At 70.0% G+C, this 12,456-nt stretch carries 14 protein-coding genes and 1 pseudogene; 7 read left to right on the top strand and 8 right to left on the bottom strand.

All coding sequences use genetic code 11. The annotated features are described in order from the left end of the window. Positions 1–70: 70 nt before the first annotated feature. The gene (gene typA, locus RT2_RS22695; RefSeq protein ID WP_072847076.1) at positions 71–1,978 is read right to left on the bottom strand and encodes a translational GTPase TypA; all 1,908 of its coding nucleotides are present in this window, start codon (positions 1,976–1,978) and stop codon (positions 71–73) included. Between the two features lie 170 nt (positions 1,979–2,148). Next, on the bottom strand, positions 2,149–2,370 hold the full coding sequence (locus RT2_RS26895) for a LuxR C-terminal-related transcriptional regulator (RefSeq protein ID WP_072847075.1): 222 nt from the start codon (positions 2,368–2,370) through the stop codon (positions 2,149–2,151). A 154-nt stretch (positions 2,371–2,524) separates the two neighbouring features. Here RT2_RS26895 and RT2_RS26060 point away from each other — a divergent pair, with 154 nt between their 5' ends. Continuing rightward, on the top strand, positions 2,525–2,701 hold the full coding sequence (locus RT2_RS26060) for a hypothetical protein (RefSeq protein ID WP_092776476.1): 177 nt from the start codon (positions 2,525–2,527) through the stop codon (positions 2,699–2,701). A gap of 336 nt (positions 2,702–3,037) precedes the next feature. On the opposite strand, the gene RT2_RS22685 is transcribed toward RT2_RS26060, so the two are convergent. Further along, complete coding sequence (locus tag RT2_RS22685; RefSeq protein WP_072847074.1) at positions 3,038–3,451, bottom strand: (deoxy)nucleoside triphosphate pyrophosphohydrolase; 414 nt, start codon at positions 3,449–3,451, stop codon at positions 3,038–3,040. Positions 3,452–3,466: 15 nt separating this feature from the next. On the opposite strand from RT2_RS22685, the gene RT2_RS22680 reads away from it, so the two are divergent. Continuing rightward, complete coding sequence (locus RT2_RS22680) at positions 3,467–3,754, top strand: 4a-hydroxytetrahydrobiopterin dehydratase (protein WP_072847073.1); 288 nt, start codon at positions 3,467–3,469, stop codon at positions 3,752–3,754. Here RT2_RS22680 and RT2_RS22675 read toward each other — a convergent pair. Continuing rightward, the gene (locus RT2_RS22675) at positions 3,699–4,979 is read right to left on the bottom strand and encodes a mannosyltransferase (RefSeq protein ID WP_072847072.1); all 1,281 of its coding nucleotides are present in this window, start codon (positions 4,977–4,979) and stop codon (positions 3,699–3,701) included. The genes RT2_RS22680 and RT2_RS22675 overlap by 56 nt on opposite strands. Before the next feature lie 364 nt (positions 4,980–5,343). Here RT2_RS22675 and RT2_RS22670 point away from each other — a divergent pair, with 364 nt between their 5' ends. The 4 genes from RT2_RS22670 to RT2_RS22650 all read left to right on the top strand — a co-directional run bounded on the left by RT2_RS22670 (position 5,344) and on the right by RT2_RS22650 (position 7,843). Then, positions 5,344–6,096, top strand: a complete 753-nt coding sequence (locus tag RT2_RS22670; RefSeq protein ID WP_174556745.1) for an Rv1157c family protein — start codon at positions 5,344–5,346, stop codon at positions 6,094–6,096. Between the two features lie 104 nt (positions 6,097–6,200). Further along, a complete protein-coding gene (locus RT2_RS22665) occupies positions 6,201–6,554 on the top strand; it encodes a hypothetical protein (RefSeq protein ID WP_072847070.1) in 354 nt (117 codons plus the stop codon). An 18-nt stretch (positions 6,555–6,572) separates the two neighbouring features. Then, positions 6,573–7,109 carry a nuclear transport factor 2 family protein gene (locus tag RT2_RS22660; RefSeq protein WP_072847069.1) on the top strand — a complete coding sequence of 179 codons (537 nt, stop codon included), beginning with the start codon at positions 6,573–6,575 and terminating at the stop codon, positions 7,107–7,109. 245 nt (positions 7,110–7,354) lie between these two features. Continuing rightward, positions 7,355–7,843: a hypothetical protein gene (locus RT2_RS22650; RefSeq protein WP_139191319.1), complete on the top strand. Its 489-nt coding sequence runs from the start codon at positions 7,355–7,357 to the stop codon at positions 7,841–7,843. A gap of 41 nt (positions 7,844–7,884) precedes the next feature. On the opposite strand, the gene RT2_RS22645 is transcribed toward RT2_RS22650, so the two are convergent. The 4 genes and pseudogenes from RT2_RS22645 to RT2_RS22625 form a co-directional block, all read right to left on the bottom strand. Beyond that, a complete protein-coding gene (locus RT2_RS22645; RefSeq protein WP_072847066.1) occupies positions 7,885–8,604 on the bottom strand; it encodes a DUF1906 domain-containing protein in 720 nt (239 codons plus the stop codon). Between the two features lie 152 nt (positions 8,605–8,756). Continuing rightward, positions 8,757–9,377 carry a CBS domain-containing protein gene (locus RT2_RS26655; RefSeq protein WP_255312564.1) on the bottom strand — a complete coding sequence of 207 codons (621 nt, stop codon included), beginning with the start codon at positions 9,375–9,377 and terminating at the stop codon, positions 8,757–8,759. Positions 9,378–9,425: 48 nt separating this feature from the next. Then, positions 9,426–10,835: pseudogene (locus tag RT2_RS26650) on the bottom strand (chloride channel protein); the annotation flags it as partial. Positions 10,836–10,938: 103 nt separating this feature from the next. Further along, complete coding sequence (locus RT2_RS22625) at positions 10,939–11,682, bottom strand: CPBP family intramembrane glutamic endopeptidase (protein WP_072847065.1); 744 nt, start codon at positions 11,680–11,682, stop codon at positions 10,939–10,941. A gap of 170 nt (positions 11,683–11,852) precedes the next feature. Between RT2_RS22625 and RT2_RS22620 the strand changes: the two genes are divergently transcribed. Further along, positions 11,853–12,456, top strand: a 604-nt coding sequence (locus tag RT2_RS22620) for a DNA glycosylase AlkZ-like family protein (protein ID WP_139280382.1), incomplete at its 3' end; no start/stop codon positions are given.

Raw genomic sequence — 12,456 nt, 5'->3', positions numbered from 1 at the left:
CTGAACCGACCGTGCGCGGTTGACGGGTCCGCAGACCCGTCAACCGCGCACGGTGCGCGAAGCGCAGACTTTACAGCGCGGCCTTGTCACGGGACTTCGCACGCGAACGCTCGCGGGCGCGGTCCGTCTGCGACAGGTGCACCTTGCGGACGCGGACCGCCTCGGGGGTGACCTCGACGCACTCGTCGGCGGCACAGAACTCCATGGCGCCCTCGAGGCTCAGCTCGATCGGCTTGGCCAGGGTCTCCATCACGTCGGCCGAGGACTGACGCATGTTGGTCAGCTTCTTCTCACGGGTGACGTTGATGTCGAGATCCTCGGCGCGCGGGTTGATGCCCACGACCATGCCCTCGTAGGTGTCCGCACCCGGCTCGACGAAGAACGTGCCGCGGTCGGCCAGCTGGATCATCGCGAACGGGGTCACCGTGCCGGTGCGGTCGGAGACGAGCGAGCCGGTGTGGCGGGCACGGATCTCGCCGGCCCACGGCGAGTAGCCGTGGAAGACGGCGTTGGCGATGCCGGTGCCGCGGGTCTCGGTGAGGAAGTCGGTGCGGAAACCGATCAGGCCGCGCGACGGGACGATGAACTCCATACGGACCCAGCCGGCACCGTGGTTGGCCATCTGGACCATCTTGCCCTTGCGGTTTGCCAGCAGCTGCGTGATGGCGCCGAGGTACTCCTCGGGGGTGTCGATGGTGAGCTCCTCGAAGGGCTCGTGCACCTTGCCGTCGACGAGCTGGGTGACCACCTGCGGCTTGCCGACGGTGAGCTCGAAGCCCTCGCGACGCATCTGCTCGACCAGGATGGCGAGCGCCAGCTCACCACGGCCCTGGACCTCCCAGGCGTCCGGGCGACCGATGTCGAGCACCTTGAGCGAGACGTTGCCGACCAGCTCCTGGTCGAGCCGCGACTTGACCATGCGGGCGGTGAGCTTGTGCCCCTTCACGCGGCCGACGAGCGGCGAGGTGTTGGTGCCGATGGTGACGGAGATGGCGGGCTGGTCGACCGTGATGCGCGGCAGCGCGACGGGGTTCTCCAGGTCGGCGAGGGTGTCGCCGATCATGATGTCCGCGAACCCCGCGACGGCCACGATGTCGCCGGCGACGGCGAGCTCGGCCGGCTGACGCTCGACGCCGACGGTGGCCAGCAGCTCGGTGATCTTGGCCTTGGTGACAACCGGCTCGCCGTCGACCTCACGCATCCACGACACGGTCTGGCCCTTGCGGAGCTCGCCGTTGTGGATACGGACCAGCGCGAGCCGGCCCAGGAACGCCGAGGCGTCGAGGTTGGTGACGTGGGCCTGCAGCGGCGCCGCGGCGTCGCCCTTCGGCGCCGGCACGTGCTCCATCAGGACCTTGAACAGGGCGTCGAGGTTCTCGGCGGCGGGCGCCTCACCGTTCGCGGGCTGCTCGATGGACGCCTTGCCCTCACGGCCGGACGCGTAGAGCACCGGCAGGCCCAGGGCCAGCTCGGCGGCCTCGGCGGCCTCGTCGGACAGGTCCGACGCCAGGTCGAGAAGCAGGTCCTGCGCCTCGGTGACGACCTCTTCGATGCGGGCGTCGGGGCGGTCGGTCTTGTTGACCACCAGGATCACCGGCAGCGACGCGGCGAGCGCCTTGCGCAGCACGAAGCGGGTCTGCGGCAGCGGACCCTCGGAGGCGTCGACGAGCAGGACAACACCGTCGACCATGGACAGGCCGCGCTCGACCTCGCCACCGAAGTCGGCGTGGCCGGGGGTGTCGATCACGTTGATGACGGTGACGGACCCGTCCTCGTTGTGCTTATGCACCGCCGTGTTCTTGGCGAGAATGGTGATGCCCTTCTCGCGTTCGAGATCACCGGAGTCCATCACGCGGTCGACCAGTTCGGCACGTTCGGCGAACGCTCCCGACTGGCGGAGCATGGCGTCGACGAGGGTGGTCTTGCCATGGTCGACGTGTGCGACGATGGCAACATTGCGGAAGGTGGTGCTAGGCACGCTGCGGTCTCCTGGCTGGCTGATTCCGCCACGCGAAACTTAGGCTCGCACGGCTCGGGCGGCCGCGTCGCGAATGCGAATTCAACAGGCACAGAAACGTCCTGTGCAGGCATTGCGGCCAGCTAGATACTACCTGCCAGAACCAATTCCTCCGAAAAGTGCAGCGTAGATCACCCGAATCTGCTAATCCGCGGCCGCTTCCGAGAACCGGCCGGACGGCCCCACGGCACCCCCAGCCGGGGTGCGGAGTGGTCCATGGACACCCCCGACACCAACTCCCGCCGGCTCGAGACGCCGGCCTTGACGACGACCGTCTCGAAGTGGTCCTGGACGGTGTACGGCGACAGGTGCAGCGTCCTGCCGATCCCGGCCGTTGACCCGCCCTGGAACACCTGCCCACCACGTCCCGCTCCCCGGGCGGCGCACGGCCGGCGCCGCCGGTCAGTCCGAACTCCTGTGTGCCGAGCTCACTACTGAGGGTCCGCTAACGTGGAGGGTGTCCCGGACGACCGGGTCTCACGTTCGAGCGGGAGGACCGGGCCGCACATGGGCAAGGTCAAGGCAAAGAAGGTCTCACGACTCAAGCCCAAGAAGAAGTGCTGCCGCAGCAAGAAGCGGTGCCTCAAGTGTCCCGTCGTCATCATGCGGATGAAGAAGCTCGAGGACGAGGGCGTCAAGGGCAAGGACCTCAAGAAGGGGCTCAAGAAGGCGCGCGCCGCGTGAGCGCACGCCTCCCCGGACCCCTACCGGGTCAGCAGTTGCGTGTAGTCGGGTGCCCGACGACCCGATCGTCGAGCCACTTGTAGGCCGGCCGGATTCCTACCCAGGCCGTAGCGCACTGGTCGACCCCGGGACCCGAGGCGTACTGGACGTCGAATCGCGGCCCTGACGAAACCGGCTGGGGCCGCCGGTTTCCCGACGGCCCCAGCCGGTTTCGGTTGTCACGTGCAGGTGTTCGGCGCGGGCTTGTGCGCCCACAATTACGTTTCGCCAAGCGGGAGAATTCGGGCGCCACCGATGACCTAGGTCGCCGAGCTCGAATTCTCCGAGAACGGTCCGCTACTGCCGGGCGCTTTCCACCCGCAACAGCGTCAACAGGTCCGGCAACCAGACCCGGTCGTTCGGGACCAGTTCCGCGGCCGAGAGTTCCGCCGGTCCGACCCAGCGCACCGCCGAGTGCTCGAGTGCCGCCGGCTCACCGTCGAGCAGCGTCACCCGGTAGGCGCGCAGCACCATCCCGTTCGGCAGCGGGACGTCCGCCCCGACCCGTCCGCCGACCGCGGTCAGCACGCCGAGTTCCTCGACCAACTCCCGGCGCAGCCCCTCGGCAGGTGTCTCCCCGGGCTCGATCTTGCCGCCCGGCAGCTCCCAGAGCCCGGCCAGCTCGGGCGGGCCGACACGCTGCGCGAGCAACAGCCGACCGCCCGCGACGATCGCCGCCGCCCCGACTTCTCGCGCTTCGTCGCTCTGCATGGGACCATCATTGTCATGGCTGACTTGCTGCCGGACACCGAGGTCGACGCCGCGCTCGCCGCACTACCGCACTGGCACCGCGCCGGTGACACGCTGGTCCGCACGATCAAATCGCCGACCTTCCCGGACGCCGTCGCACTGGTCGACCGGGTCGCGGTGGCCGCCGAGACGCGCAATCACCACCCGGACATCGACATCCGGTGGCGAACCGTCACCTTCACCTGCGCCACCCACTCTGCGGGCGGAATCACGGCACTGGACGTGGAACTCGCTCGGGAGATCGACCGGCTGGCTGCGGGCTGACCCGCCGCGCCCAGATCAGCCACAGGTAGAAGGCCACGGCGCCGATCACGTTCACCGCACCCAGCCAGGCCAGCACACCGGGCCGGGAGATGAGCCAGATCGAGTCCTGGAAGAAGCTGAGCACCCACGGCACCCCGACCAGGATCGCGGTCAGCCAGCAGGCCGCCAGGACCCGCGACCCGCGCCGATCCGAGAGCGGGCCGTGCACCAGCCAGATCAGCATCGGGATCAGCCACACCCAGTGGTGCGACCACGAGATCGGCGAGATCAGCAGACCGAACACCTGGACGACCACGAGGGTGCCCAGCAGGTCCTCCGCGCCCAGCGACCGCCACGCGAGCAGCGCCAGTACCGCGGCAACGGCGACGGCGGTGAGCCACAGCCACCCGCTCTCCACGTCGTGGCCGAGCAGCCTGCTCAGCGCGCCGCGCATCGACTGGTTCCACACCGACCCCACGGGACCGATCCGGGAGGCGTCGCCGAGCAGGTGCTCGAAGTACCGCCGCGCTTCCGACCCGACGACCAGGTAGCTCAGCCCCACGGTCCCGGCGAACGCGACCGCCGAGAAGGCGGCAGCCCGCCAGCGCCGCCGCAGCACGAAGTACAGCCCGGTGATCGCCGGGGTGAGCTTGATGCCCGCGATCACGCCCACCAGCCCGCCGGCCACCCACCACCGACTGCTGCGGACCGCGACCATCGCACCGAGCGCGAGGAACACGTTGACCTGCCCGTAGTCGAGCGTCGAGCGCACCGGCTCGGTCCACATCCCGATCGCGGTCCACACCATCGCGATCGACGTCCAACGTGGGTCGAGCGCACGCGAGCCCAGCAGCAACTCCAGGCTCATCTTGACCAGCAGGTAGAGCGCACCGATGGTGAGCAGTTGCCAGAGCACCCCGACCAGTCCGAACGGTAGGTAGTGCAGTGGGAGGAACACCAGCGCCGCGAACGGCGGGTAGGTGAACGGCAACGGGAAGTCGGGCGTCAGCTCCGAGTAGGTGTAGTCGTACAGGTTGCCGTCGAGTAGCGCGGCCGAACCGTCGACGTACACGTGCAGGTCGACGAGGTTCATCCCGTTCTGGCTGAGGAATCCCCACGCCATCCGGACCAGCACGGCGACCGCCAGCAGGACCGGCGCGAACCGCAGCAGGCGCTCCGCGCGGGGTCCGGTGCGGGGGCTGCGCGCCTCCGTGAGAAGCGCAGGTGCGTGAGGTGTCTCGGACACAGTGTCGGGCTCTCCCGTGTGGTGTGGGGCGACGGGTCGAACCCGAAGTAAGTTCGCGGGCGAGCCTACGTCAGTCACGCAGCGGGCCGCGAAGGCCCAAACCTCCTCCATAACAGTTGCATCAACAACCTCTGGCTTCACTCTGTTCACAGGCTATGGTCACCAGACAGCCGCCAACCGCAGTATGTGTGAATAGAATGCCTGGCAACAGCCGAATCGCCATGGACATGGGCCGCAGATCGGCACCGCCGCGAGGCTGGTTTTTCTAACGCTGTACAACCGCCAGGCTGCCTGCATAGAGTGGCCGCTCGACACGAGTGGCCGGCCAGGCCGGCCGACGCTTGAGAACAAGGATGGGGAGACCGTGCTTCGTACGCGAGGAACGCGCAGAACGATCACCGGGTTGGCGATTGTCGCTGCCGCCGCAATGGCGGTACCGGCAGGCGTATCCGCCCAGCCCGCACCGGCTCCGATCCCCGAGGGCATCGAGTCGCTGGCGGCCATCGCTCCGGCCATCATCGGCGCCGCTGCCGGACCGATGGACATCGCCGGCGGCCCGCAGGCCGACCTCCTGGCCCAGGCCAAGGCCATGCTGGAGGCCGCGAACCTGCCGCCGCAGACCAAGGCGACCCTCGAGAAGGTCATCACCTTCCTGGACGGCAGCGGCGGCGGCGGCCCCGAGCTCCCCCCGGCTGACGGTCCGGCCATCGCCCAGTTCCTCTACCCGTCCATCGGCAAGGGCTGCATCGACGGCACCGGTGACTCGATCGCCACCGCGCTCGCCGTGCCCGGCCCCGCGCACCTGCCGCCTCCGGGACCGACCGCCGAGCAGGCCGGGTTCGTCTTCACCGCCCTGGGCACCAGCAAGGCAACCGCCGAGCAGCCCAACCCGCTGACGGTCTCGTGGGTCAACATCGACAACCAGCGGACCGGAACGGACACGCTGACCACCGCGTCGCGGATCAACCCGGACGGCCCCGCCACCCTCTCGGCGATCGCCAACACCGGCCGCGGCCGCGTGCTCGCGGTGATCTCCGGCGGTCTCACCACCGAGTCCACCCCCGCACCGGTCACCTGCAGCTTCCTGCCGACCCTCGGGATGGTCACCGTCGGCTGACACCGCCACCCGATCCACGCAGAAGGGCCCCTCGCCTCGGCGAGGGGCCCTTCTGCGTGCGCCGGCCAGGTGGTCGAGCCGGGAGTCCTGTGGTAGACCGAGGAATGACCTCCTCCTCCAGACGCTCCGGGTCCGGTCGTTCGTGGAAGTCCAACCACTCCCGACGCTCGATCCTCTCGATCCGCTCGGAGGGCTCGATCCTCTCGATCGGCTCGTCCTACTCGATTCTCTCGATCGGCAGTGTCGGCTCGATCCTGTCGATAGGCTCGATCGGATCGGCCGGCTCGGCGCTGTCCACCGGTTCGTTCGGCAGCATCGGCTCGGCGCTGTCGGGGCTGTCCCAGTGGTCGGTGCTGTCGTGGCGCGCCACCCGCGAGAGCCCCGGCGAACGTCCGCTGCGCGTGCTGCCCGAGGAACCGGAACTGGCGGCGTCACCGCTGGCACACACCCAGACCTGAGCGAGGGAGAAGATCCACGTGACCGAGCCGACCAGGCCCGAGACCGACCGGCAGACGACGAGTCCGCGCTGGAGCAGGGCCGAACTGGAGAGCGCCTTCGAGGACTACCAGCGCACCGTCGTCGAGGCCACGGAAACCGGGAACTGGAACCTCTTCGCGGACATGTTCACCGAGGACGCGACCTACATCGAGCACGCGTACGGGAACTTCGCCGGGCGCGAGGAGATCCGCGAGTGGGTGGTTCGCACCATGACGTCCTTCCCCGGCAACCACATGCCCGAGTTCCCCGCAGCGTGGTACACGGTGGACGAGGACCGTGGCGTGGTCATCTGCGAGATCCGCAATCCCATGCGCGATCTCGGCGACGGCAGGACCCACGAGGCCTCGAACCTGACCATCCTGCACTACGCGGGCGACGGTCTGTGGTCGTGCGAGGAAGACGTCTACAACCCCATGAAGTTCCTCCAGATGGTCAAGCGGTGGTGCCGCAGCGCCGATGCCGCGGGAACCCTGCCGGACGAGGCCCGGAAGTGGCTCGCCGCGGTCGGCGTGTAGCGGACTACTCCGGCGTCGCCTGGGTGGTCGGCGGCGTGGCGGGGGCGGTCGATCCCGCGGAGATCCCCGCGTAGAGGTCTGCGGCGACCGTGTACAGCAGGTTCACGATGACGTCCATGTCTTCTCCGATTCCGTTGTGGGCATGCGTGTCTGACGACGGTACCGGGCTGACGGGCTGCTTCGGCACGAACCGCCCGACCGTCGACATCCGGCGCGGAGCGCTCTGACGGGGCTACGCTCCGAACATGAGAATCGCAGCAGCTGTAATCACCGCCTCTGCCATTGTCTTCGCCGTCGCGGGCTGTAGCTCGAACGACAATGGCAGCACCGAAACCACCCCGAACAGCGCCAAGGACAACGTGTCCGCCGCGCTCAGTTCAGCGGCCAACGCGGCTGAGGGGGCGGTGTCCTCGGCCAGCGCGGCGGCCGGGTCGGCCATCTCCTCCGCCGGCGCCGCGGCCAGCACGCTGGCCAGTCAGGCCCGAGGCGCCGTAGACACGGCCAAGGTCTCGACCTTCACTGTCGCGTTCAAGACCAGGTACCCGAGCCTCGCGGAGGGCCGTGACGACGCGGTGATCGGCGACATCCTCAACCAGACCTGCGCCGACATCAACGCGAACAAGCCCGAGTCCGAGGTCGTCACCTCGCTCGAGGCCAGGGCCGGGAACGAGGGCACGGCCGCGACCCCGGAGCAGGCGCAGGAAATCTACAACATGGCCAAGCCGCTCTGCTGACACAGCGACCCGGCTGAACCCGGGTGGTGGTCGTTGACCGGTCAGGCCAGCGACCACTGCCCGTAGTCGGCGCGCAGGATCGCATTGAGGTCGACGCCGACGCCGTCGACGGCGCGCTTGTCGATCTCGTACTGGTGCAGGTGGGCGTCCGGGTGCACGTAGCCCTTCGGCGTGCCCCAGTTGTGCTGCCAGTAGAACGAACCCAGTCCCGCCGCCCGCAGCGCGTCCAGCGTCCCTGAGTTCGCGTACACGCCGGCGTTCTCGTGTCCCACCACCGACTCCCAGCCCTCGATGTACGGCAGGACCTGGGTCGCGATCTCCGTCGCCGTCGGCTTGTCGTCGATGGACGCGTAGATCGGCCGGTTCTCCGGTCCGCCCGCCGCCAGGTGCAGTTCGAGTCCGCGCTCGGCGTGCCGTCGGCCCGCCTCGAACCCGCCGTGCCAGTCCGCGGTCGCGGCCTTGCCGAACTGGTAGCAGGACACCACCTCGAGGCCGGCATCGGTGAGTGCGGTCGCCTCCGCTGCGCGCATCGGCTTGCCGGTCATCCACGTCGCGTCGGGCCTGGGGTCGGAGACGTAGCGGATCGCGCCGGTGTGCCCGGCGGCCAGGATCGCCGCCGCGTCGGGCACGCCGCCGGAGTAGTCGACGAGTGTCCCCAGGCTGGGCGCGGCGACGGCGGGGGTCCCACCGAGCGCGGCCACCCCGATCGCGGCGGAACCGACCGCCGCATACCTGAACAGATTCCGACGTGACACGTCCACGTTTGCCTCGCAATTGCTGAAGGGGTCGGCCCACCGAAGATCCTGTGCATTCCATCACACCACCGCCAGCCTCGCCAGTTCACTTCTGTTTCACCAGTCACATCGTTCGGTCGCGTGCGTGGCAGTTGGCAATGCCCCCCCCAAGCCGAGGGTCAGTCGCTCGGGTCGTTTCCCGCCACCGTCCGGCTGGCGATCTCGAGCAGGTCCGGACGGCCGAGCACCGTCACCACGTCGCCGACTCGCAGGACCGTCGAGGCGGCGCCCGGCAGCACGGCGTCACCGCGCTGCACCGCAAGCACGAGGCAGCCGCTGGGCAGCACCCCCTGCCCCAGCGGGCGTCCCAGCACCGTGGCGCCCATGCCGACCCGCGCCTCGAGGACCTCCACGTGCGAGCCCACGTTGGTGACGCGCCGCTCCTCGGCCTCCACCTCGGCCCGGTAGCCGCGGACCAGATCGCGGACGGCGACGATGCCCCGGACCCGGCGGCGGCCGTCGACCACCGTCGTCCACCGGACTCGATCCGACATCGCGTCCAGCGCCTGGTCCAGGTTTCCCTCGACGTCGACGGTCGCGGCGCTCACGTCGACCCGGCGGGCGAGCGGTCCCGCCGCCTGGTCGTCGGGCAGACCGTCGAGGTCCGTGCGCGTCACCGTCCCGGCGAAACGCCCCTCCCCGTCGACCACCGGGGCCCCGGGCACGCCGGCCGCGTGCATCCGCTCGGCCGCCGTGGCGCAGGAGGTGTCGGCGCCGAGGACCAGCCGCGGCTCGGACATCGACCCCGCCACCGCGACCCGGCCGAGCAGGGGCATCCCGAGCCGCAGGCGCGCCGCGCGGGACTCTTCGCGGGTGCCCAGTTGTGAGCGGTAGATCGTCTTCCCGGTGCGCTGGACGATGAGGTACGACAGCCCGACGGCGAGCATCCCGGGCGCGAGAACGGTCAGGCTGCCGGTCATCTCCCCGACCATCACCATCACGGCCAGCGGCGCGCGGGCGATGCTGCCGAAGCAGGCCATCATCCCCACGATGACGAACGGCGCCGGGCTGTCCGGGATGCCGGGCGCGAAGGGTTCGAGCAGCCGCCACACCGCGGCCCCGATGAACGCGCCGATCACCATGCCCGGTCCGAAGATTCCGCCCGAGCCGCCGGTGGCGATGGACAACGAGGTGGCGAGGATCTTCGCGACCGGCAGCACCAGCACCACCCACAGCGGCATCGCCATCAGGGACTCGCGCGCCAACGACTGCTGCACCCAGCCGTACCCGCTGCCGAGCACCTCGGGCAGCGCGAGCGCAAGCAGGCCGACCAGCAGCCCGCCGATCGCCGGCTTGAGTACTCGACTGCACGGGACCCGGGCGGACAGGCCCGCGACGCCGTAGAACATGCCCGCGTACAGCAGCCCGATCAGCCCGCCGAGAACCCCGATGACGGCGAACCACACCAGGTGCAGCGGATCGGTGAACCGGTAGTCCGCCGCCGCGTAGCCGAACAGCGGCTCGAAACCCAGCAGCGAGCCGAACACCGAGTAGCTGACGATCGACGTGATCAGGCCCGGGATCACCGCGTCGAAGTCGAAGTCGTCGCGGTAGGCGATCGAACCGGCCAGCAACGCGCCGCCGAGCGGTGCCCCGAAGATCGCGCCGATGCCGGACCCGATGCCGACCGCGACCGCGATCCTGCCGTCGCGCGGCGAGAGGTCGAGGACCCGGGCCAACAGTGAACCGAAGCCCGCCGAGATCTGGGCGGTGGGCCCCTCCCTGCCGCCGGAACCGCCGGACCCGATCGTGATCGCCGAGGCGACGAGCTTCACCACCACGGTGCGGACCCGGATCTTCCGGGGGTTGTGGTGGATCGCGTCGATCGCGTCGTCGGTGCCGTGGCCGGCGGCCTCCGGCGCGAAGGTGAACACGATGAAGCCGGACGCCAGCCCGCCCAGGCACACGATCAGCGGAATGGCCCACGGCCGGGTGAAGTCGCCACTGCCTGCGCCGCCGCCCTCGCCCGCCGCCTCGGGCGGCGTGTAGCCGCCGAGGACCCCCAGCAGCAGATGGGTGGCCTGGGTGAGTGCGAGGTAGAAGACGACGGCGCCGAGGCCGGCGATGACACCGATCGCGGCGCCGAGGACGAGCCACTTGCGCAGGTAGCTCGACCGGCCGATCCATCCGCCCAGCGAGGTCCCGGCCGACCGCACGGTCTCGTGCCATCGGTCCGTCGCCGCGCGGGCCGCGGACACCTCAGCCCGGTCCGGCCGCCATGGCACTGGCGAGTCGACAGTCGCTGGCCGTCACGGCTTCTGAGCCTACGGCAGCTTTTGCCTGTTCGGCGGGGTTCCCGGGTCAGATCACCGACATGTGCCAGACGACCGCCGCCGCCAGCGCACCGATGCCGTTGAGCGACCAGTGCAGTGCGATCGGGGCGAGCAGGCTGCCGCTGCGCCGACGCAGCCAGGTGAACACGAACCCGGCCGCCGCCGTCGCGAGCACGGCGCCGACGATCCCGGCGACCTGCCCGAACACTCCCCCGCCCAGGAACCCGGTGAGTCCCTTGTTCCCACTGGTCAAACCCATCGACGACGCGATGTGCCAGAGCCCGAACAGCAGCGACCCGGCGGCGAAGACCCCGCGGGCACCGGTGATCCGGTCGAGGGTGCCGTGCAGGACGCCGCGGAATGCCAGCTCCTCGGGGATCACCGTCTGCAGGGGGATGACGATCATCGACGCGATCAACGCGCCCGAGATGGTGGCGTAGCGGTCGGCCATGAAGAACGGCCGGGTCAGCGGAAGCAGCACGCCGATCCCCACCACCGCGAGCACCAACCCGACGGCGCCGAGCGCGTACAGCGAGCCCCTTCGCCAGTGCCGCGGCGAGAGCCCCAGCTCCGCCCAGCCGAGCCCGCGTCGCCTGGTCAACGCGACCAGGACGACCGCCGCGATCGGCACGCTGGCGATGCTGGCCCACGCGTTGGTGAAGTGCGCGATCAGGTTCGTGCCGACCAGGACCAGGACCACCACGGCCACGTCGAGGTAGGCGTGAAACGCGTGCCGCTCGGCCGACGGAGCCGGCGCGTCCGCGACTGCCATACCGGCGGCGGGGAGGGCTGCGACTCCCGAAGCGGGCAGGGCAGCGACTCCCGAGGCGGGGAGAGCTGGGCCGAGTTCCCGAAACTGCATTGGACCCAGTGTACGGATACGCCGTCCGGGGCCACCCGATCCGCGACCTCGGTGTCTGTGTCCTCCCCTACACTCGCGCCATGCCGACCGGGGTGGACCGCAGACAGGTGCTGGCGTACCGCTGGCACGCCCAGCAACTCGACCGCGCTCCCGGGACCGCGGGTCCGACGGACTGCGACATCCTCGACCTCGGCGTCCAGAACACCGGCCCCGACGGCGCCGCCTGGGCGCTGCGACTGCGCGGCGCGGCCGAGCCGGGGCCCGACGAGCGCGGCAGGCTCGCCCTCGCGTGGACGCTGCGCGGAGCGCCGCACCTCTACCGTCGCGGCGACCTGCCCGCGGTCGCCGTCGCCACCGCACCGCTGTCCGAGACCGACGCCGGCAAACGCATCTTCGACGCCAACAAGCCGCTAAAGGCGGCCGGCATCCCCGCGCTCGACGCCCTGCGCACCGTGGCCGGCCTGATGGACGAGATCGTCACCGAACCCACCGTCAAGGGCGCCATGTCCAGCGCCCTCACCGCCCGCGTCGAGGCCCCTTACCTACGGTTCTGCCGGCCCTGCGACGCCACCCACCTGTACGAGATGCCGTTCCGGCTGGCCGCCCTGCAGGCCGGGCTCGAGCTGCGGCCCGGCACTTCCCCGCCGGTGCTCGAGAAGATCCCCGGCTGGCGGCAGGCCGCCT

It is taken from the genome of Rhodococcus tukisamuensis NBRC 100609, from assembly GCF_001894985.1.
In the GTDB taxonomy this organism is placed as follows: domain Bacteria; phylum Actinomycetota; class Actinomycetes; order Mycobacteriales; family Mycobacteriaceae; genus Rhodococcus_G; species Rhodococcus_G tukisamuensis.
Note: the sequence above shows the minus strand (reverse complement) of the source record. Positions and strands in the feature narration are given on the sequence as shown.